Origin of the sequence: Micromonospora sp. WMMD967 (assembly GCF_029626165.1) — a bacterium.
Lineage (GTDB): Bacteria > Actinomycetota > Actinomycetes > Mycobacteriales > Micromonosporaceae > Micromonospora > Micromonospora taraxaci.
Genome location: NZ_JARUBK010000001.1, coordinates 1,536,331 through 1,557,012, shown reverse-complemented (window position 1 = coordinate 1,557,012; position 20,682 = coordinate 1,536,331). Strand labels below are relative to the sequence as shown.

Sequence of the window (20,682 nt, the reverse complement as noted above, 5' to 3'; positions counted from 1 at the left end):
CCGCTGAGGGCGTGCCCGAGCGTCCCTCGACCACCGTCCATCTGTCGATCGGACGGGCCGTGTCAGGGCGTCGGGGGTGGGCAGCGGTCGGGGAGGGTCACCTGGCCGGGGCGGTGGTCGAAGCTGTCCATCGTGAACCACTCGTCCAACTCGGGGTCGAAGAGGTTCTGGAGGCCGAACTGGAGCACCTGCCACCACCGGGTCGGGTCGCGCTGGTCGACGTAGATGTCACCGAGCGCGAGCGGGAACCGGAAGAACTCCCCCGGCACGGTGGAGCCTCCGACGACACCGACCCGCCAGTGGTCGACGTGCCGGTCCTTGTCCCCCTGAAGGATCTCGGGCCCGACGAAACGGGACGTCTTCAGCTTGTCGTTGAAGATCTGCCGGTTGAAGAACCCCGGGACCTTGCTGCACTCGCGCGGCGGGAACAGCGGGATGTTCGGCCACTTGTAGGTGAGCGTGTAGAGCGTGTTCTCGTAGATCAGGTTGGTGAACCAGATCGGATGCTCCGGGCCGCCGGCGACCATCTGGCTGTTGCCGTCGCGGCCCTGCCAGGTGAACGGCACGTCGATGCCGAGGTCGCGCACGATGTACCGGCCGGTGCCCTGGAAGTCCGCCGGCAACTGCGGTGGGCGCGGCTCGGTCGGCACTGGCGTCACGTCGCCGTCGGCCTGGGCCGCGCGGGGCAGCGGGGCCGCCGCCGGGCCGGGCGCGACCACCCCGAGGGCGAACAACGCACCGGCCACCATCGAAACCACAGCCCGACGTGTACGCCTCGACACCACCATCGCCCCCGCCACTGTGGAAAGACCACGCACCTGCCTTCGGCGAAGCGTATGAGCAGGCAGAACGTGAAGAGCGGCCGAACCTGTCGACTCCACCGGAAGGGTGAGGCGGTAAACGCACCGGCCCGGGACCGATGCGGTCCCGGGCCGGCGTATCGCGAACCTGCCTACTTGATCAGCTTCCAGGGGCCGTTCTTGTCACCGGGCTCCTGTCCGCGCGTCCACCACTTGGCCTCGTACACGTGGCCCTTGAAGGACACCCGGTCACCCGCGTTGTAGACCTTCGTGAGCGTCCAGGCTGCCGGGCTGTTGTCCGGCGGGGTGGGCGCGATCTCCTCCCAGGAGCCGTTGCGGTCGCCCGGCTTCTGGTTGCGGGTGTACCACTGGGCCCGCCACTTCCTGCCGTCGTACATGGCGAAATCGCCCGAGTTGAAGATCCGCGACGCGGTCCAGATCGCGGTGCCGTCCTCGGTCATCGCGAGTTCCTGCCACGCGCCGTTGGCGTCGGCGCCCGGCTTCTGGTTCTTCGTGTACCAGGAGGCCCGGAAGACCCGACCCTGGTAGGTGGCCCGGTCCCCGTCGTTGTAGACGGTCGACGGGTTCCACTCCGCCGGCAGGTTCACCGTCACTGTGGCGCTGGCCTCGACCGGGGTGAGGTGGTCGCTGCCCGGGTACGACGCGGTCAGGTTGTGCTGCCCGCCCGCGAGGCCCACCGGCAGGGTGAACGTGGCGGTCCCGTTCGTCAGCGTGGCCGAGCCACGAACTGTCGTACCCTCGCGCAACTCCACCGCGCCGGTGACCGGCGTGCTGCCGGCCGCTACCTTGACGGTCACCGTCGCCGCGGCGCCCCAGGCGGTCGGGGCGGCGGTGACGGTCATCGTCGGGACCTGCTTGGCGGTACGGAACACGGCCGGCTGGGCCACCGCCTCACCGCCGTCGGCGCTCTTCGCGGAGACGATCCAGCCGTACGAGGTGCCCGGCAGGAGCTTGCCCCAGGTCGTCGTGGCGACCCCGTTCGCTGTCACCTCGTCGGTGCCGATCGTGCCGGACGGCACGTACGCGGCGAGCGAGTCGGTGGTGAACGACGTCTTGCGGGTGCTGAGGTCCACCGGCAGGGTCAGGTTGTCCTCCGAGCCGTTGTAGCGCGGCTTGGTCTGGCTGCCGTCCTGGCGGATGTCGTACTCGGTCGCCCCGAAGTTCTTGAGGAACGGCGAGTACGTGTCGATGTGCATCTCGGCGCGGTCCACGTCGAACTGGAGCAGGCGCAGGAAACTCGCCCCGAACTGCAACCGGTCGGTGGCCTTGTGGTCCGGCCTGCCGTCCCCGTTGACGTCGATGGTGCCGTCGGGGGCGACCTGGCTCGGCCACAGCTCCGCGGCGGTGACCGTGTAGAACTGGTAGTCCGCCAGCAGTTCGACGACGTCGTGGCTGACGGTGACGCCGATCTTCGACTTCAGGTTGGTGCCGACGCCGTGCTCGTGACCGGCGAGGACCAAAAAGACGTTCGCGTTGGTCTCCACGACCTGCTTGAACAGCGGCGAGCCGTCCGGCGCGGAGAAGTCCGCCCCGCGCCCGTCGGGGTTGGCCGACGGCTTCAGGTAGTCGTGGGAGAGCAGGATCCCGTTGCGGTCCTTGTACCGCTTGAAGATCGAGTCAGCCCACTTGGCCTCGGCCGGCGTCACCCCGTACGACAGGCCGACCGCGACGAAGTCCAGTCCACCGGCGGAGAACAGCAGGTAGTTGTTCTGGTTGTCAGTGCCCGGCGTGACGGAACCGTCGGCGTTGGTCACCTCGTCCCACGCGTGGTATTCGGTGCCCTTCGGCCAGGACTTCGCCGTGCCGTAGTACCGGTCGGCGCTGAAGGTCCGGCTGAACCGCGAGGTCGGGCCGGTCTCCGCGCCCAACTGGTCGTCGTGGTTGCCGGCGATGACCTGGTTGACGACGCCGTTGTCGTCGAGGATCTTCTGGAAGCCGGAGGCGACGGCGAGTTCCTTCTCCACCTGCTCGTGCAGGCCGGGCCGCTTCAGCGAACCGTCCGGGTTCTTCGCCAACGGGTCGTAGTAGTCGTTCTCGATGATGTCGCCGGTGTGGGCCGTATATGCGATCTTGCGGCTGTCCGCGTTGTCGGCGATCCACTGCATCTGGTCGCGGTAGGCGGCCGACCAGATCGCCTGCTCCTCGGCCGTCTCGACGTCGGAGGGCTCGGCGTTACCGTCAAAGTCGTCGTACGTGCCGCCGGCCGCACCCTCGGTGATGTACTGGGTGTCGGTGAAGTGCGCCAGCGAGAAGTCGTACGACGCGGGGTCCTCGAAGCGGTCCTTGTCGTTCTGCGCCGTCGAGTCGCGCGGGGACAGGTCGTCGGCGAACGGGTCCTCACCGGTGACCAGCACGTGCACGACGCCACCGTCGCGGTAACCGGCCTCCACCTGCGCGGTCAGGACGGTGTCCTGCCCTGCCTGGCCACGGGAACTGGTCAGCACGACCCACTTCTTCGTGGCCGGGTTCCAGACCCGCAGCGCCACGATCCGGGCCGGGTCGATGGTGCCCGACCAGCGCAGCGTCGGCTCCTGCTTGGCCGCCGCCAGCGGCAGGTCGTACCGCTGGAAGACCACCCCACGGCCGGACGCGCTGTCGACCGTCGCGCCGTCGAGCGGACGCAGCGAGGTGACGTCCACTGTCTTGTCGTGCTGGACGTCGAGCGCGGTCGGCACGTCGGCCGCCTCACCCTGGTAGCCGGCGGTCGGCAGGACCACGTCGGCCTTGGTGAAGGTGGCGGTCAACCCGACACCCTCCGCTCCGGGGATTCGGGCGGACAACTCGGCGGAGAGCGGGTCGGTGCCCTTGACCGTCGAGTTCAGCTCGGTCGGGACGTCCGGGATGCTGGCGCTGCTGAACCGCACCTCACGGGTGGCGGTGTTGCCGAGCGCGTCGGTCGCCGTCACCGCGATGGTGTGCTCCCCGGCGGGCAGGCCGTGGCCGATCTGGTCACCCTGCTTGACGGCCGCGCCGTCCAGCGTGAGGACCGGCGTCCCGGCCAACCCGGTGGCGTCCTTGATCCGGACGTCGAGCGCAACCGTCGACGTCAGCCGCTGCCCGGCGGCCGGGACGCTGCTCTCGATCTCCGGGGCGGTGTTGTCGCTGGTGAAGCGCCGCGTCGAGGTCTTGTCCCCGACGACCGCCGTGATGGTGTGCGCACCGTCCGCGATCGTCGTCGTGTCGACGTCAGCGCGCTTGCCCAACGCCGGCAACGCCGACCCGTCCGGCGCGGTGACGTCGAACATGACCATCTTGGTCAGCACCCCGTTGAAGCTGCTGCCGCAGGTGCCGTCACCGACGTACGTGGTCACCTGGGAACCGGCCGGGTAGCTGGCCGAACCGATGGTGACCGTCGTCTGCGCGATCGACCGGGTCAGCTGCGTCGCCTTCGCGCCGGTCGGCAGCAACTGGAAGTCCCGCAGCGTGAAGTCGTCGAAGTTGTCGCAGCCGCCCGGCTTGGCGCTGCCACGGTCGTTGCCCGCCACGAACTCGACGGCGTTGACACCCGGCACCAGCCACTCGTTCGGGAAGCTGAGGTCGGCGACCTCCTTCTCCCACATTCCGATCTCCAGCGGGATGCCGTTGACCAGCACCTTGTTGTCGTACCCGTTGTCGCTGCCGTTGCCACCGACGAACACCTTCAGGTGCGCGTCGCCCCCGCTGCCGAGGGTGTCGACGGTGCGCGTCGTCGGTGCGCCCTCGACGGTGAAGTGCAGCTCGGCCTCCTTGTTGGGCCCGCAGGTGCCGTCGCCCAACGCCAGCGAGGCGGCTGTCGTCTCCGCCTTCGTCACTGTCGTACCGCTGGTGGTGACGACGAACGTACTGCCGGCCGTCACGGTGCCCGCCGTGCTCAGCGTGAGGCTCGACGCGGCCCGGGTGAGCTTGAAGTCGTCGTGGTTGGCGCAGGTCGCACCGTTGAGCGTGCCGTTGTAGTCGCCGGTGCGGACCTCGACGACGTTGTCCCCGAGATGCAGGAACCGGGTGGGGAACGCCAGCTTGACGTCCTCCACGCCGGTAGCGCCGTAGTCGCCGCCGACGTCGACGCGGTGGCCGTTGACCAGCACATAGTTCTGGTACCGCGCCTCGATCGAGTTGCCGGCCTCGACGGTGAGGCCGAGGGTGGCAGTGCCGGCAGCCAGTGTCTCCGCGTTCTCGGCGGGCCTGTCGTCGATCGCCAGCGACTCGACGTGCTCCTTGCCGCCGCTGGGCAGCGCCGCGATCACCGGGCGGGTCCCGCGTACGCGGGCACCGTCGGCGGGAGTGACAGCCGCCGCGCCGGCCGGAGAGTTGTTGACGTCCACAGTCACCGACGTCTTCGCGCCGGAGACCGTGGTGGCGCTGACGGTGTGCGTACCGTTGCTGAGCCTGGTGGTGTCGAGGTCGGTGCGCAGGCCGGAGGTGCTGCCCGGCGCACCGGAGATGACGAAGGTCAGGTCCTGGTTGAGCAGCTTCGCGGAGCTGCCGCAGGTGCCGTCCCCGAAGCTGTAGCTGAACAGGTTCTGCTCGCCGTCGGCGACCACCCCGAGCAGGCTGAGGCTGATGCTGCTCAGCGCGTAGTCGTCGTAGTTGGGGCAGCGACCGCCCTCGCCGTTCGGCAACTCCTCGTAGCCGACGGCGGTCTTGGTGGTCGTGTCGACCCAGGCCGCTCCGGCGTGGACGGTGACGGTGTTCGCCCCGACCCGCAGCCAGTCGCCCGGGAAGTCGAGGCTGCCTACCTGCCCGCCGGGAATGTCCGGCAGATAGACCCGGTCGGCCTCGGCGGTGCGGCCGTTCACGGTGATGTAGTTGCGGTAGCGGGCCTCGGTGCCGTTGCCGCCCATCTCGAAGGCGAAGTGGGCGGTGCCGGCGGTCCGGTCGGCGTCGATCTTGTCGCCGTCGACGGCGAGCGTGGTGACCGAGTCGTTCTCGGTGACCGGCTCGACGACGACGGGGACCTTGCCCTCGACGTTCTGCCCGTTGGTGAGGTTGATCAGCGGGGTGTTGCCACTGGTCGCGGTCGCCTGCGCCCCGGCGAGGGTGGGGTTGAGGGTGGTCGCCGGTCCGGCGAGCAGAAGAAGCGCCACGGCGGACAGGAGTCCACGTGTTCGCTTCCTACGCGCACGTCTCTCGTGCGTCATGGCGGGGTCTCTCCTTGGTGGACGGATCAGTGATCGCCACCGACGTGCGAAAAGATCCACCACGGGACTGCGAGGACGCGAGCGGTCGAGGACATGCCAGCGCCACGGTCCACAGGTGCGGTGGCACGCCGGCGGCGCGGCCGTTGGATGACCCTGCCGCCTCTGGGCGAACGTGCCAGCCAAGCCTGATGAGAGGCGGGCGGTGTACGGGTGAACAGTTAGTTGATCAACCGAGCTTTTCGGCGTTCACCACAGGCACCACCTCGGCGAAGTGGCGGTGTCCGAGCGGATCGATGGCCCCACTTCGGCGATCTGGAGTCGATCAAGGCAAAGGTGCGTCCTCGGCGGTCAGAGGACGCGGGTCACCCGTTCGGCGGCGACGACCGCGTCCCGTTGCGCCGGGTCGAGGTTGGCGCTGATGACCACTGACGCGCCGGCGGAGAGCGGCGCGAGCAACCACTTCAACGGCTCCTCGTGCTCGGCCGCGTCGACCAGCAGCCGATCACCGGCACGCAGGTCCAGCATCTCGGCGATGCCCTGGGCGACAGCGCCCCACTGGCCGTAGGTGGTGCCGTCCGCGGTGGCCGGGTCCGACGGGTGGATGGCCGTGTGGTCGGGCGTGGTGTCGGGGTGGCGGAGCACCTCGGCGAACCAGTCCAACCAGCCCAACGGCACATCGGCCAGCGGACCCGGCCCGGTGCCGACGAGGTAGCGGTGCGGCGCGTCCGGCACGTCCTCCAGCCAGTCGTCCTGCCGCTCCGGCGTCACGAGGACCGCGTCGAACGGCCGGTCGCCGCCCGCTTCGAGGACCGGCAGGCCCGCCGTGGCGCGGGGCCGGAACGACACCGCCAGGCCGCAGGCCCACGCGCCCAACAACACCGCTGCGGTACGCCAGTGCGGCGGCAGCAGCACCGCTACGCGGCTGCCGGGGCCGAGCCCGCAGCCGTCTCGCAGCAGGCCGGCGCTGCGCGCAGCCCAGGAGCCGACCTGCTGGGCGGTCAGGTCTACGCGCTCACCGGTCGCCTCGTCGCGGTAGCTCAGCATCGGGCGCTGGGCGTCGGCGGGCGGGACCGACAGGTCGGCCGTGACGGTTGGCTGCATCTCCACGCTCCCCGGGTCGAGGTCGGCACCACAGTACTCAACGACTTTGGTCGCTCCCGTCGTCGGCCGATGGCCGTAGCGGCTGGCCGGGTGGCCACCGCACGGTGACAGGCGACCCCCGACGCGCCGCCGAGGAGCGCAGATGCCGACCGAGCCCGACCCCGCCGACAGCACCGCCCCGCCGCACTCCGCCACGGACCGTGTCACCACCGACCGTGCCGCCACCGATGGCCGCCTCCCCCTGCACCGTCGACTCCTGCCGGTGGTCGCGTTGCTGCTGCTCGCGCCCTGGGCGGCCGAGTGCTCGTGGGGTGGGTTCGCCATCGACGACTTCCTCCCGGTGCTGATCTTCCTGGGTCCGATGTACGGCGGCGCGGCGATCCTGGTCCGGGAGACCGCCCGGCACCTCGGCGCGGGCTGGCCGACGATCGTGCTGCTCGCCGCCGCGTTCGGGGTACTCCAGGCCGGGCTGGTCGACCAGTCGCTGTTCAACCCCGATTTCCTCGACGACACCCAGTACGCCGACACCCGGGCCACCGCCGAGGCGACACTGGTGCCGGGGCTCGGATTCAGCCTCCGGCAGGCCTTCGACTACGTGGGCAACCACATCGTGCTGACGATCTGCGCGCCGATCGTGCTGATCGAGTCGTTCCTCGGGGCGGACCGCCGACTCCGGCCATGGCTGGGTCGACCAGGTCTCCTCGTCGTCGGTCTGGTCTACCTGCTCGGCAGTCTGTTCATCTTCTCGGACATCCACGGGGACAAGGGTTTCCTGGCCAGCCCACTGCAACTGACCTTCGCGACGTCGCTGGCCCTTGCCCTCGTCGCGACGGCCGCGCTGCCGCGCTGGCGTCGCCCCTCTCCGCGCCGCGCACGCCGGGTGCCGCATCCGCTGTGGGTGGGCCTGCTGGTCGTCCTCGTCCGCTTCGGCAGCGACCTCACGCCGGGCTGGACGGGTGTGGCCATCGCGCTGGGGCCCGCCGCCATCGTGGGCGCCACCATCGCCTACTGGTCGTCGCGCAGCGGTTGGGGGCAGCGGCACGTACTCGTCGCCGGCTCGGCGAGCCTGGTCACCGCCGCCGCCTTCGCGTACCTCGTGCCGCCCTACTCCCCGGCGAGCCCGGCGGCGGCCCTGGCCGGCGACGTCGCCGTCACCGTCATCACCGTGGCCCTGGTCGGCGGCGCCTGGTGGCGGCTGCGCCGTGCTTCGCCCGCTGTTCACGTCGGCGCAAGCTGATGCTCCCCGACAGGTGTCAGCCTCCGTGCGGGTACGACCTAACGGAGGAAGTCCTTGACACTCAGAAGAGCATTCACCGCGCTCACCGCCGCCGGTGTCGCCGCCGCCAGCCTGACCGGGGCCACCCCCGCGTCGGCCGGTGGACACCACCACCCGGGCGCGTCTCTCGCCTTCGACCGGGTCGCCACGTACCCGGTGTTCCAGAACCGCCCGGCCGGCGAGGACCCGGCGACCGCGACGGTCGCCGAGATCTCGGCGGTCAGCGAGGACGGCCGCACCCTGATCCACACCGACGCGCTGGCCAAGCGGATCGGTTTCCTGGACATCTCCCGGGCCGACCGGCCGCGCGGCCTCGGCACGCTCTCCCTGGCGCAGCTCGGCGACGCCGAGGACGAGCCGACCTCGGTCGCCGTGGTCGGGAAGTACGTGCTGGTGGTGGTGAACACCAGCAGCAGCTTCACCGAGCCTTCCGGTCGGCTCGACGTGATCGAGTTGGCCAGCCGCAAGCGGGTGGCCAGCTTCGACCTGGGCGGCCAGCCCGACTCGATCGCGATCAGCGCTGACAAGCGGTACGCCGCGATCGCGATCGAGAACGAGCGCGACGAGGAGGCCACCCCGCCCGGCGGCGAGGAGGGCGACCTGCCCCAGGCACCCGCCGGTTTCGTGCAGATCGTCGATTTGACCGGGAAGTCCCCGGCCGGTTGGCGGCTGCGCCCGGTAGCGTTGACCGGCGCCGACGGCAGCGCGTTGCCCGCGTTGGTCCAGGCGGGCCTGGCCGCGCCCACCGACCCGGAACCGGAGTACGTCTCGATCAACAGCCGCAACCAGCTGGCCGTGACACTTCAGGAGAACAACGGCGTCGTCCTCGTCGACCTGCCGACCGGCCGGGTCACCCGGGTGTTCAGCGCGGGTACCGCCACGATCAGCGGGATCGACACCAGGAAGGACGGTGTCATCGACCTGACCGGCAGCATCACCGACGTCCCGCGCGAGCCGGACGCGGTGGCCTGGATCGACGACCGGTATCTCGCCACGGCCAACGAGGGTGACTGGCACGGCGGCACCCGCGGCTGGTCCGTCTTCGACAGCCGCAGCGGCCGGGTCGCCTGGGACGCCGGCAACACCTTCGAGCGGCTCGCCGTCACGTACGGGCTGCACAACGAGGACCGGGCCGGCAAGAAGGGCACCGAGCCGGAGGGCGTGGCGGTCGCCGAGTACGACGGTGTGCGGTACGCGTTCGTCGGCTCGGAACGCAGCAACTTCGTCGCCGTGTACGACCTGACCAACCCCACCAGACCGGTGTTCAAGCAGGTTCTGCCGACCACCAACGGGCCGGAGGGGCTGCTGCCGATCCCGTCGCGCGGGCTGCTCGCGGTCTCCAGCGAGGAGGACGACGCGTCGGTGAACGTCCGGGCGTCGGTGTCGCTCTTCCAGCTCGGTAAGGGCACGCCGACGTTCCCGAGCATCGTGTCCGGCACCGACCGGGGCGGCGCACCGATCGGTTGGGGCGCGCTCGGCGCGTTGAGCGCGGCACCGGGCAAGCGGGACCAGCTCTACAGCATCACCGACGCGGCGTACACCCCGACCCGCATCCTCAGCATCGACGCGAAGCGGACGCCCGCCGTGATCACCGGCGCGCTGCCGGTGAAGGACGCGGCCGGCGCACCCGTCGGGTACGACGCGGAGGGCGTCTTCGCCCGTCCGCAGGGTGGCTTCTGGCTGGCCGTCGAGGGCGCCAAGGGCGCGGAGAACAGGCTGGTCCGGCTCGACGCGGCCGGGGTGACCCGGCAGACCGTGGCGCTGCCCGCCGAGGTCGCCGCCGGTCTCGGTAAGCAGGGCCTGGAGGGCGTCACGGCGACCACCGACCGGCAGGGCCGGGAGATTGTTTGGGTGGCCGTGCAACGGGAGCTGAGCACCGACCCGGTTGGCGTCGTCCGACTCGGCCGGTACGACGTCACGGCGGGCACCTGGAGCTGGTTCGGCTACCAGTTGGGCACCACCACCGTGCCCGGCGACTGGATGGGCCTCTCCGAGATCGCCGTGGTTGGCGACCGGTTGGCGGTCATCGAGCGGGACAAGCTGAACGGCCCGGCGGCCACGGTCAAGCGGATCTACACGGTGCCGCTGCCGGGTGCGGCGGCCACCGGTCCGCTGACGGTGCTGCCGAAGACGCTCGCCGTCGACGTGTTGCCCGCGCTGCGCGCCACCAACGGCTGGACCCAGGAGAAGCTCGAGGGTCTGACGGTGGCCGGCAACGGCGAGGTGTACGCGATCACCGATAACGACGCGGTGCAGGACGCCACCGGCGAGACGGTGCTCCTGCGGCTCGGCTCCAGCCGAAAGGTCTTCGGCCGCAACTGACCCACCGCCAGTCCCCGACGGCCGGCGTCCACCCTCGCGGTGGGCGCCGGCCGATCACATCGGGTGATCTCGGCACGGGGCCACCACCCCCACCTCACAGCCTTTGCTTTGCATACCTATGTGCGACGCACACGCTCCGCGAGGAGGGTTCCATCCCCCAACTGCACGGCCATCAGTGAAGTACCAGGTCACAGCGGTGTCGCCTATAGGTATGCAGAGCAAAGGCGGCGGGTGATGTGGGCGGGACACCGCGGTCCGTAACACTCTGTTGCTGATAGCAACCTGCGGGCCATCTGGGCGTTCGTTATTACCTAGCGTGAGCCTGGCAACTCCGGGCCGCCGTCGAGCAGCGGGGCGAGCAGGTCGTCGTACTCCTCGACCCGGGCCAGGACCTCGGCGGCGGTGAACTGGCGGACGGCGGGCTTCCGGCCACGGGCGCCGGCCTCGACCTCGTCCCAGGTCAGCGGCGTCGACACCGACGGCACCGACTGGGCCCGCAGGGAGTACGGCGCCACCGTCGTCTTCGCCGCGTTGTTCTGACTCCAGTCGATGAATACCTTGCCCGGGCGGAGGTTCTTCGCCATCTTCGAGACGATCAGCTTCGGGTGGGCCTTCTCCAACTCCTGGGCGATCCGTCGGGCGTAGTCGGAGACGAGATCGGACGACTGGGTGCCCGCGATCGGGCAGCAGAGCTGCATGCCCTTCTTGCCGGAGGTCTTCGGGTACGACTCGATCCCGTCGTCCGCGAGCCGGTCCCGCATCAGCACCGCCACCGGGCAGCATTCGGCGAGCCCCGCCGGCGGCCCCGGGTCCAGGTCGACGACCATCATGTCCGGGTGTTCGCCGACCTTCCACTGCGGCGTGTGCAGCTCCAACGCGGCCAGGTTGGCCAACCACACCAGTGTGGGCAGGTCGTCGGCGACCACGTAGTCGATGGTCTCCCGGCCCTTCGTCGACCCGGGCGCGGGCAGGTTCTCCACGCGCACCCAGTCCGGGGTCGCGGCCGGCGTGTTCTTCTCGAAGAACGACTTGTCGTCCACGCCGTTCGGGAAGCGGATCCGGGTCACCGGCCGGTCCCGCAGGTGCGGCAGCAGCACCGGCGAGATCCGGGTGTAGTAGTCGATCACCTCGCCCTTGGTGAAACCCGCCGCCGGGTAGAGCACCTTGTCCAGGTTGGACAGCTCCAGCGGGCGGCCCTCGACGTCCACCCGTAGCCGCTCAGCCGGCATCGTCGACCTCCTCGGGAGGTTTGTCCGGGCGCAACCGCAGCACCCGGGGGAAGCGCAGCCGACCGTCGGGGGTGCGTTGGCCGTACTTCACCTCCACCACCACCCGGGGTTCTACCCAGATGGCTCCCCGCGCATCCTCGCGCGGCACACCGGGCGCGAACGGCGACGCGCCGGACCGCAGCGGCTCCAACTCGGCGAGGAGCTGCCGCTCGATGGCCGCGCCGATTCCGCCGCCGACCCGACCCCGGTAGATCAACCTGCCGTCCGGGCCGGGCACACCGACCAGCAGGCCGCCGATCCGGCGCGCGCCCGGTCGCCAGCCACCCACGACGAAGTCACCGGTCACCTCCAGCTTGACCTTCACCCAGTCCGGTGAGCGCACCCCCGGGCGGTAGACGGCACCGACCCGCTTGGCCATCACGCCCTCCAGGCCGTGCTCACCGGCCGCCTCGTAGGTGGCCGGCCCGTCGGCGAACATCGGCGGCACCGCCCACCGGGGACCGCCGAGGCCCAGCCCGTCCAGGGCCTCCCGGCGGCGCTCGTACGACCAACCGGTCAGGTCGTCGCCGTCGAGCCGCAACAAGTCGAAGATCATGTACGTCACCGGCATGACCGCCGCCAGCCGGGCGGCCTTGTTGCGGTCCCGCACGTGCATCCGCTCGGCCAGCGCGGTGAACGACGGCTGCCCGCCCTCGCCGAGCAACACCACCTCGCCGTCGAGCAGCGCGTCGTCGACCTGCTCGGGCAGTGTAGCCAACTCCGGGTACGCGGCGGTGATCTCCACGCCGGAACGGGCATACAGGTGCTGACCACCACCGGAGATGTCGGCGAGCGCGCGGACCCCGTCCCACTTGAACTCGTACGCCCAGCCGTCACCCGCCGGGAGCGGCCCGGTCATCGCGAGCATCGGCTTGAGCGGCGCGCCGGGCACGACCCGACTGTAGTAGCAGGCCGAACACCTCGCGTCCGGTTCTTTCGGATGCGAGCATGGTCGATACCGGGGAAGGGAGCGCAAGATGCGTGCCATCTGGAAGGGAGCCGTGTCGTTCGGGCTCGTCTCGATCGGGGTGAAGCTCTACTCCGCGACCGAGGAGAAGGACATTCGGTTCCACCAGGTGCACCGCGAGGACGGCGGCCGGATCCGCTACAAGCGCACCTGCTCGGTCTGTGGCGAGGAGGTCACCTACGACGACATCGCCAAGGGCTACGACATCGGCGGCGGCGAGATGGTGATCCTCACCGACGAGGACTTCGCCGACCTCCCGCTGACCAGTTCACGCGCGATCGACGTGCTGGAGTTCGTACCGGCCGAGCAGGTCGACCCGATCCTCTACAACAAGGCGTACTTCCTGGAGCCGGAGGGCGCGGCGACCAAGCCGTACGTGCTGCTGCGCGACGCGCTGATCGACTCGGAGCGGGTGGCCATCGTCAAGGTGGCGCTGCGCCAACGGGAGCAGTTGGCCACGCTGCGGGTCCGTGAGGGTGTGCTGCTGCTCAACACGATGCTCTGGCCCGACGAGATCCGTACCCCGGACTTCGGTTTCCTCGACGAGGACCTCAAGGTGCGCCCGCCGGAGCTGGCGATGGCCAGCTCCCTGATCGACTCGATGACCGGCGAGTTCGAGCCGGACGTCTTCACCGACGACTACCGGGCCGCGTTGCAGGAGGTCATCGACGCCAAGGTGGAGGGTCGCGAGGTCGTCCAGCCGGAGGAGGTCGAGGAGGCACCGGCCGCCGCGGTGGACCTGATGGCCGCGCTGAAGGCGTCGGTGGAACGCGCCAAGGCGGCGCGTGGTGAGCAACCCGCCCGTGGTGGCGGTGGCGGCGGTGAGCCGACGCCCATCTCGTCGGCCCGGTCCGCCCAGAAGGCGGCCGAGAAGAAGGCCGCCAAGGCCCCCGCGAAGAAGACCACGGCGAAGAAGACCGCCGAGAAGAAGACTGCCGAGCCGGCGAAGAAGACCGCCGCCAAGAAGACGCCCGCGAAGAAGGCGGAGCCGGCGAAGAAGACGGCCGCCCGCAAGACCGCACCCCGCAAGAGCGCCTGACCGGTACGGCAGCGGCGGCGGTGTCCGCCGGGCCGGGTACGCTCCGCCGGCCGCTGGCCACCGGAGGAGCCCCCATGCCGTACACCCCTGATTTGGACCGGTTGTTGACGCCCGGAGCCCGCTTCACCGACCAGCACGGCGCGTACCTGATCGAGGCCCACCCGGTGGACGACGTCGTGCTGCCGACCGGTCGGGTGGTCGGGTGTGACCCGCTGGTCTGCCCGGAGGCCGAGCCGTTCACTGTCACGGTGCCGCCGGGGCGGTATCCCGCTCGCGCCTGGGTGGCCGTGGTGCTCCGCGAGGACACCGAGGTGGACCGACGGGTGGCCGCGTTCGAGCTGGTCGTCTCGGCCGAGCCCACCAGTCGTTGGGAGCTGGCCGTCGCGGGCGACCAGGATGTCGCCACCCTCGGCGCCGACGACTACTTCGGGTACGGGGTGGACGCCGGCGCCGGCACCCTGGCCGACCCGACGGCGCTCGCCGCTCTGGAAGGCTGGGACGAGGACCGGATCGAGGAGGTCTTCGTCCCGGACGAGCTGCCCATGTCGCCGGTGCGCGGGTTGGTCACCGCTGTGCTCGACGAGGCCAGTGGTGCCAACGTGGTCACGGTGGCCACCGGGTGGGGCGACGGTTGCTACGGCACCTGGATCGGCCGTACCGCCGACGGACGGGTCACCTCGTTCGTGACCGACTTCATGGTCGTCCCGGAATAACGCCGGGAAAGGTCCCGGAAGTGCCTCGCCGGGCGATCCGAGGCGTGCGCGGCGGGCACGGTGGGCCGTGGTGCGGGTACCGTGTGCGTCGGCTTTCCCCCCGGCACCGGGTGCCGGCCACACTTCGCAGCAGGGAGTCGACGACGTGAGCGAGCGGACGCAGCAGACGGGCCCGGACCAGAGCCCGGCGACCAAGTCGGGGCGCCGACTGGCCGCCCAGTTGGCGGCGAAGAAGGCAGCCGACGCGAGGCGGAAGCGCAACGCGTGGGCCAGTGGCCTCGCCGCGGTCGCCGTGGTCGGGGTGCTGATCACCGTCTTCGTGGCGATCGGCGGGGGCGACGACAAGCCCAAGAACCAGGCCGACGCGACCCCGTCCGCCTCCGCTCCGGCCCCCGACGCGGCCGGCGCTCCCCCCGCCCCGCAGCTTCCCGAGGGGGCCGACCCGGCGCTGGGCACCAAGCCGACCGTCACGCCGGGCACTGGTGACCTCAAGAAGCTCACCGTCACCCCGCTGATCAAGGGCACCGGACCGGCGGTGCAGAAGGGCCAGAACATCACCACCAACTACGTGGGGGTGTTCTACAAGGACGGCAAGGAGTTCGACTCGTCCTGGAAGGCCGGGCAGCCGGCCACCTTCCCGATCGGTGTCGGTCAGGTCATCCCCGGTTGGGACCAGGGTCTGGTCGGCGTGAACGTGGGCAGCCGGGTGCAGCTCGACATCCCGGGTGAGTTGGCGTACGGCAACGACGAGGCGAACGCCGGCGGACGCCCGACCGGTCCGCTGCGCTTCGTGGTGGACGTCCTCGCCGCCCAGTGACCTGACCGAATCGCCCCGGTTGTCCACCGGTCGCGATGGAGTTGTTCACATGGGGCTTCCGGCCCGTCACCCACCGGCAGTAGGTTCGGCGTCACCCCGGGCGGTCCACCGCCCGGGGTGAGCATCCGTAACCGGGACGCGGAGGTGTGTGTGACGGCGCTGGACGAGGCTGGACGGACGGCCCGCGTGATGTGGGCGTACTTCGAGCCGGTGCACGCGGTCACCTACCTTCATCCCCGGGCCCGCGCCGCGTACGAGGCGGTCGGGTTGCGCGGCTACTGGCGGGGCTACTTCGCCGGCCGGGCCGCACCGCTGGGCGCGACCGAGGCGGCCCCGGTGGTCGCCGCCTTCTTCAACTTCGCGCCGCCGATGGTGGCCCGGGCGCTGCCGGCGGTCTGGCGGTTGGCCACCCCGCAGGAGGCGCTCCGCGCCCGCCTGACCGGCGCGGTGCAGGCGCTCGCCGAGCTGACCTACGAGCTGCCGGAAGCCCACCTGGCCGAGGCCGCCGACCTGCTGGAGCGGGCCGCCTTGGCGGTGGAGACCGCCGGCCGGGTGCTCGGCGCGGCCAACGCGGCGCTGCCGGTCGGGGAATACCCGCTGGCCCGCCTCTGGCAGGCCGCCACGACGCTGCGCGAGCACCGGGGGGACGGGCACGTGGCGGCGCTGGTGGCCGCCGGGCTGGACCCGGTCGAGACGCTGACCTGGCGGGTGGCGATGGACGGCTCCCCGCCGCAGTACCTGCTGGGCCGGGGCTGGTCCGAGGAGCAGTGGAAGGCCGCCCGCGAGCGGCTGACGCAGCGGGGCTGGCTGGCGGCGGACGGCACTGTCACCGAGCACAGCCGGGTCGAGTTCGAGGCCGTCGAGGAGGCCACCGACCGGGCCGCCAGGCACCCGTGGGAGGCGCTCACCCCGGACGAGACGGACCGGCTCCGGGAGCTGTTGGAGCCGATCGCCCGGTCCGGCCACACGCTGCTCCCCGAGGGCAGCCCGGTCGGCCTGCCCGCGCTGCCCGGCTGACCGGGCGCCCACCGGTCGGGCAGGATGGTGCCGTGACGGATGCGGTGGTCTTCGACCTGGACGGCGTGATCGTGGATTCCGAGCCGGTGTGGGAGGAGGTCCGCCGGGCGTACGTGGCGGCGCACGGCGGGACGTGGCAGCCGGACACGCAACGTCGCCTGATGGGGATGAGCACCGGCGAGTGGGCCCACTACCTCAGCGGTGAGCTGGGCGTCGACCGCACCGCCGAGCAGGTCGCCGCTGAGGTCGTCGAGGAGATGACCCGGCGCTACCGGGACCACGTACCCCTCATCGACGGCGCCGACCAGGTCGTCCGCCGGCTGGCCGGGCGTTGGCCGCTGGGGCTGGCCAGCTCGTCACCGACCCGGCTGATCGAGGCGGCGCTGGCCGCCACCGGCCTGACCGACGCGTTCGGCGCGACCCTCTCCACCGAGCAGACCGAGCGCGGCAAGCCCGCGCCGGACGTGTACCTGAGCGTGGCGGGACGCCTCGGCGTCGACCCGGCCCGCTGCGTGGCGGTGGAGGATTCGTCCAACGGGGTCCGTTCGGCGGCCGCGGCGGGCATGCGGGTGGTGGCGGTGCCGCATGGTTCGTACCCTCTCGACCCGGACGCCGCCCGGCTGGCCACCGTGACGCTGGGCGCGATCGGTGAGCTGACGCCGGAGGTGGTGGACGGCCTGGGTTGACCGGGGCCGGGAGGGGTAGAGACCACGAATGAAGGCCATCGTGTACGAGCGGACCGGCGACCCTTCGGTGCTGGAACTGGTCGACCGGCCGGTGCCGGAGCCGGCTGCGGGCGAGGTGCTGGTCCGGGTGGCGGTCTCGGGGGTCAATCCGACGGACTGGAAGTCCCGCCGCAATTCCGCCCCGGACGGGTGGCAGATTCCCGGGCAGGACGGTGCGGGGGTGGTGGAGGCCGTCGGCGAGGGGGTCGACCCCGACCTGATCGGTGAGCGCGTCTGGATCTGGGAGGCGGCCTGGCAGCGGCCGTGGGGCACCTCGGCGGAGTACACGCTGGTGCCGGTCCGGCAGGCGGTACGCCTCGGTGCCGCCCCGTTCGAGCTGGGGGCGGCCCTGGGCATTCCGTTCCTCACCGCGCACCGCTGTCTGACCGCCGGGGAGTTCATGCCGGACACGCTGCGCGCCGGTGCGTTGGCGGACCACACGGTGCTGGTGCAGGGCGGGGCGGGCGCGGTCGGCAACGCCGCGATCCAGCTCGCCCGCTGGGCCGACGCCACTGTCGTCGCGACGGTGAGCAGTGCGGAGAAGGCGCAGCTCGCGGCGGCGGCCGGCGCCTCGCACGTGATCAACTACCGGGAGCAGGACGTGGTCGAGGAGGTCCGTCGGATCGCCCCCGACGGGGTCCACACGATCGTGGAGGTGGCCCCGGCCCGCAACGCGGCGGTGGACGTGCAGGTGCTGCGGCACGGCGGCGCGGTCTGCATGTACGCGGACAACGGCGGGAGTGAGGTGAGCATCCCGATCCGGGCGATGATGGCGCCGAACGCCCGCTGGCAGTTCGTGTTGGTCTACACCGAGCCGAAGGCGGCCAAGGCGCAGGGCGTGAAGGACGTGGCCGCGGCGGCCAGCCAGGGCGCGCTCCGGGTCGGCGCGGAGGCCGGTCTGCCTCTGCACTACTACCCGCTGGCCGAGACGTCGGCGGCGCACGAGGCGGTGGAGAACTCCACGGTGGGCAAGGTGCTGGTGACCACCAGCGACGCCTGATCGAGTCGCGGACCACCCGATTTCCGCGTCATCAGGACAGAAGCGAAGAACTTTCGCAACAATGACGGTGCGGGTCATCCGCGTGGAACGGGCGGCCCCGGCGCGGTGCGAACGCCGGGGCCGCCCCCTGGGGAGGGATCTTCAGGAGTTGCCCCTGCCCCAACAGGCGACAGTGCCGGGAAAAACGTTACGGGGCTGTCAGCTCCCGGACAGTCAGCTCACCGTCGGCGTACCGCGAACGGACGACCTTCTTGTCGAACTTTCCCACGCTGGTCTTGGGCACCGCGTCGATGAACGCCCAGCGCTCGGGCAGTTGCCAACGCGCCACCGAGTCGGCCAGGAAGTCCCGCAGCTCCTCGGCGGTCACCGTGGCACCCTCCCGAACCACGACGGTGGCCAGCGGTCGCTCGTCCCACCGCTCGTCCGGTACGCCCACCACGCACGCCTCCAAGACGGCCGGGTGAGCCATCAGGGCATTCTCCAGCTCCACCGACGAGATCCACTCACCCCCGGACTTGATCACGTCCTTGGCGCGGTCGGTCAGCGCGATGTACCCGTCCGGCGAGAGGGTACCCACGTCCCCGGTACGCAGCCAACCGTCGCGGAACTTCTCCTCGTCCGGGGTGTCGTCACCGACGTACCGGGCGGTCACCCACGGCCCACGGACCTCCAGCTCGCCCACGGCCGTGCCGTCGGTGGGCAGCGGCTCGCCCGACGGTCCGACGATCCGCGCCTGCACACCCGCCGGCACCCGCCCCTGCGTGTAGCGGTAGCGCCACGCCTGCTCCCCGGACGCCCCGGCAGGTGGACGCGAGACCGACCCCAGCGGTGACATCTCGGTCATGCCCCAGGCATGGATGACGTCGATCCCGTGTCGCTCGTCGAAGGCGTGCATCAGCGCGGGCGGGCAGGCCGAGCCGCCGACGATCACCTCGGTGAGCGACGAGGTGTCCACGTCGTGACCGTCCAGGTAGGCCAGCAGATCCGTCCAGATGGTCGGCACCGCGCCAGCCAGGGTGGGCCGCTCAGCGGCGATCATCTCGGCGATCGGCGCGGCCTGGAGGAACCGGTCCGGCATGATCAGTGACGCGCCGGAGAGGAAGGCCGCGTAGGGCAGACCCCAGGACATGGCGTGGAACATCGGCACGATGGCCAGCTCCCGATCGGTCGGCCCGAGACCGAAGCCCTCCGGCATGCAAACCTGCAACGAGTGCAGGTAGATCGAGCGGTGCGAGTAGGCGACGCCCTTCGGGTTGCCGGTGGTGCCCGAGGTGTAGCAGAGCGCGGCGGCGTCGCGCTCGTCCACCTCCGGCCAGTCGTACACCTCGGGCCGGTCGGCGAGCAGCGCGTCCCAGTGGTGCACGGTGATCCGGTCGCCGGCTGCCGCCACCAGCGGCGCCGGGTCACCACCGCCGACCACGACGACGTGCCGCACCGTGGTCAGCTCGCCGATCACCCGGGCCAGCAGCGGGATGAGCGTGGTGTCGACGAGCACCACCCGGTCCTCGGCGTGGTTGGCGATGTAGACGACCTGGTCGGGAAACAGCCGGATGTTGAGCGTGTGCAGCACCGCGCCCATGCTCGGCACCGCGAAGTAGGCCACCAGGTGCTCGTTGTTGTTCCACATGAAGGTCGCGACCCGCTCGTCACCTGTCACCCCGCACTCGTCACGCAGCGCGTGCGCCAGCCGGGCCGCGGAGCGGCCCACCTCGGCGTACGTCATCCGACGGGGTTCGGCACCGGTCCAGGTCACCACCTCGGCCGTGCCGTGCACTCCTGCGCCGTGATCGAGGATCCGGGAGACCTGGAGAGGGGCGTCCATCATCGTGCTACGCATGGGTAACAAGTTAGTGTCGCCGGTCACACGTTGGGAACCCCCGTAAGTTGTCGCAGGTGAGCATCTCCTGGGCCGACTCGTACGTAGGGCAGTTACGCGCAATCGCCGGGGACCGGACGCTGATGTTCGTCGGCGCTCGTGCCGTGGTCAACGACAACGCCGGACGCATCCTGCTGATCCAACGCTCGGACAACGGCCAGTGGGCCATGCCGGCCGGCGCGATGGAGCTGGGCGAGTCGATTGCCGACTGCGCCGTCCGGGAGGTCCGCGAGGAGACCGGGCTGCGCGCGTTGCGGGTCTGCGCGTTCGCCCTCTACACCGGGCCGGACCGGACCAGCACCAACATGTACGGGCACACGTACCAGGTCTTCACGACGGCGTTCAAGGTGGAGGAGTGGGACGGGCAACTGGCCCGGGTCACCGACGAGACCACCGACGCGGGCTTCTTCGCCCGGGACCGGTTCCCCGCCCCGCTCTCCACCTCGGTCCTGGAGACCCTGGCCGACCTGGACGTCTTCGAGCAGACGAACCGGCTCATCCTGAAGTAGGTCGGCCGGGCCGCGTTACTGCGGGTGGCGCATCCCGGCGGAGAACCCCTCCTGAAGCGGCCGCCGGATGACGTCGGCCGCCCCGGAGAGGTCCGGGGCGGCCGACGTCGACAC

At 70.9% G+C, this 20,682-nt stretch carries 15 protein-coding genes; 9 read left to right on the top strand and 6 right to left on the bottom strand.

The annotated features are described in order from the left end of the window. Positions 1 to 62: 62 nt before the first annotated feature. The 3 genes from O7631_RS07395 to O7631_RS07385 form a co-directional block, all read right to left on the bottom strand. Positions 63 to 758, bottom strand: a complete 696-nt coding sequence (locus O7631_RS07395) for a hypothetical protein (protein WP_278143587.1) — start codon at positions 756 to 758, stop codon at positions 63 to 65. Between the two features lie 194 nt (positions 759 to 952). Next, on the bottom strand, positions 953 to 5,884 hold the full coding sequence (locus O7631_RS07390) for a carbohydrate-binding protein (protein ID WP_278143586.1): 4,932 nt from the start codon (positions 5,882 to 5,884) through the stop codon (positions 953 to 955). Positions 5,885 to 6,286: 402 nt separating this feature from the next. Beyond that, a complete protein-coding gene (locus O7631_RS07385; protein ID WP_278143585.1) occupies positions 6,287 to 7,039 on the bottom strand; it encodes a TIGR03089 family protein in 753 nt (250 codons plus the stop codon). Positions 7,040 to 7,181: 142 nt separating this feature from the next. On the opposite strand from O7631_RS07385, the gene O7631_RS07380 reads away from it, so the two are divergent. After that, a complete protein-coding gene (locus tag O7631_RS07380; protein WP_278143584.1) occupies positions 7,182 to 8,276 on the top strand; it encodes a hypothetical protein in 1,095 nt (364 codons plus the stop codon). Positions 8,277 to 8,330: 54 nt separating this feature from the next. Continuing rightward, entirely contained in the window at positions 8,331 to 10,637 is a 2,307-nt protein-coding gene (locus O7631_RS07375; protein WP_278143583.1) for an esterase-like activity of phytase family protein, read from the top strand. A 311-nt stretch (positions 10,638 to 10,948) separates the two neighbouring features. On the opposite strand, the gene ligD (O7631_RS07370) is transcribed toward O7631_RS07375, so the two are convergent. Next, a complete protein-coding gene (gene ligD / locus O7631_RS07370; RefSeq protein ID WP_278143582.1) occupies positions 10,949 to 11,866 on the bottom strand; it encodes a non-homologous end-joining DNA ligase in 918 nt (305 codons plus the stop codon). Further along, positions 11,856 to 12,797 (bottom strand): non-homologous end-joining DNA ligase, encoded by a 942-nt coding sequence (gene ligD, locus O7631_RS07365; protein ID WP_278143581.1) that lies wholly within the window; start codon positions 12,795 to 12,797, stop codon positions 11,856 to 11,858. The genes ligD (O7631_RS07370) and ligD (O7631_RS07365) overlap by 11 nt, the downstream gene beginning before the upstream one ends. Before the next feature lie 85 nt (positions 12,798 to 12,882). Here ligD (O7631_RS07365) and O7631_RS07360 point away from each other — a divergent pair, with 85 nt between their 5' ends. The 6 genes from O7631_RS07360 to O7631_RS07335 all read left to right on the top strand — a co-directional run bounded on the left by O7631_RS07360 (position 12,883) and on the right by O7631_RS07335 (position 18,183). Next, the gene (locus tag O7631_RS07360) at positions 12,883 to 13,911 is read left to right on the top strand and encodes a Ku protein (protein WP_278143580.1); all 1,029 of its coding nucleotides are present in this window, start codon (positions 12,883 to 12,885) and stop codon (positions 13,909 to 13,911) included. A gap of 74 nt (positions 13,912 to 13,985) precedes the next feature. After that, positions 13,986 to 14,624, top strand: a complete 639-nt coding sequence (locus tag O7631_RS07355) for a DUF4241 domain-containing protein (protein WP_278143578.1) — start codon at positions 13,986 to 13,988, stop codon at positions 14,622 to 14,624. Positions 14,625 to 14,769: 145 nt separating this feature from the next. After that, positions 14,770 to 15,441 (top strand): FKBP-type peptidyl-prolyl cis-trans isomerase, encoded by a 672-nt coding sequence (locus O7631_RS07350; protein WP_278143576.1) that lies wholly within the window; start codon positions 14,770 to 14,772, stop codon positions 15,439 to 15,441. Between the two features lie 189 nt (positions 15,442 to 15,630). Beyond that, the gene (locus O7631_RS07345) at positions 15,631 to 16,458 is read left to right on the top strand and encodes a hypothetical protein (RefSeq protein WP_278147871.1); all 828 of its coding nucleotides are present in this window, start codon (positions 15,631 to 15,633) and stop codon (positions 16,456 to 16,458) included. Between the two features lie 32 nt (positions 16,459 to 16,490). Then, complete coding sequence (locus O7631_RS07340; protein ID WP_278143575.1) at positions 16,491 to 17,144, top strand: HAD family phosphatase; 654 nt, start codon at positions 16,491 to 16,493, stop codon at positions 17,142 to 17,144. Positions 17,145 to 17,172: 28 nt separating this feature from the next. Beyond that, positions 17,173 to 18,183, top strand: a complete 1,011-nt coding sequence (locus O7631_RS07335; protein WP_278143573.1) for an NADPH:quinone reductase — start codon at positions 17,173 to 17,175, stop codon at positions 18,181 to 18,183. 187 nt (positions 18,184 to 18,370) lie between these two features. On the opposite strand, the gene O7631_RS07330 is transcribed toward O7631_RS07335, so the two are convergent. Then, a complete protein-coding gene (locus O7631_RS07330) occupies positions 18,371 to 20,005 on the bottom strand; it encodes a fatty acid--CoA ligase (RefSeq protein WP_278147870.1) in 1,635 nt (544 codons plus the stop codon). A 71-nt stretch (positions 20,006 to 20,076) separates the two neighbouring features. On the opposite strand from O7631_RS07330, the gene O7631_RS07325 reads away from it, so the two are divergent. After that, on the top strand, positions 20,077 to 20,568 hold the full coding sequence (locus tag O7631_RS07325) for an NUDIX domain-containing protein (protein WP_278143572.1): 492 nt from the start codon (positions 20,077 to 20,079) through the stop codon (positions 20,566 to 20,568). The last annotated feature ends 114 nt before the right edge of the window (positions 20,569 to 20,682 follow it).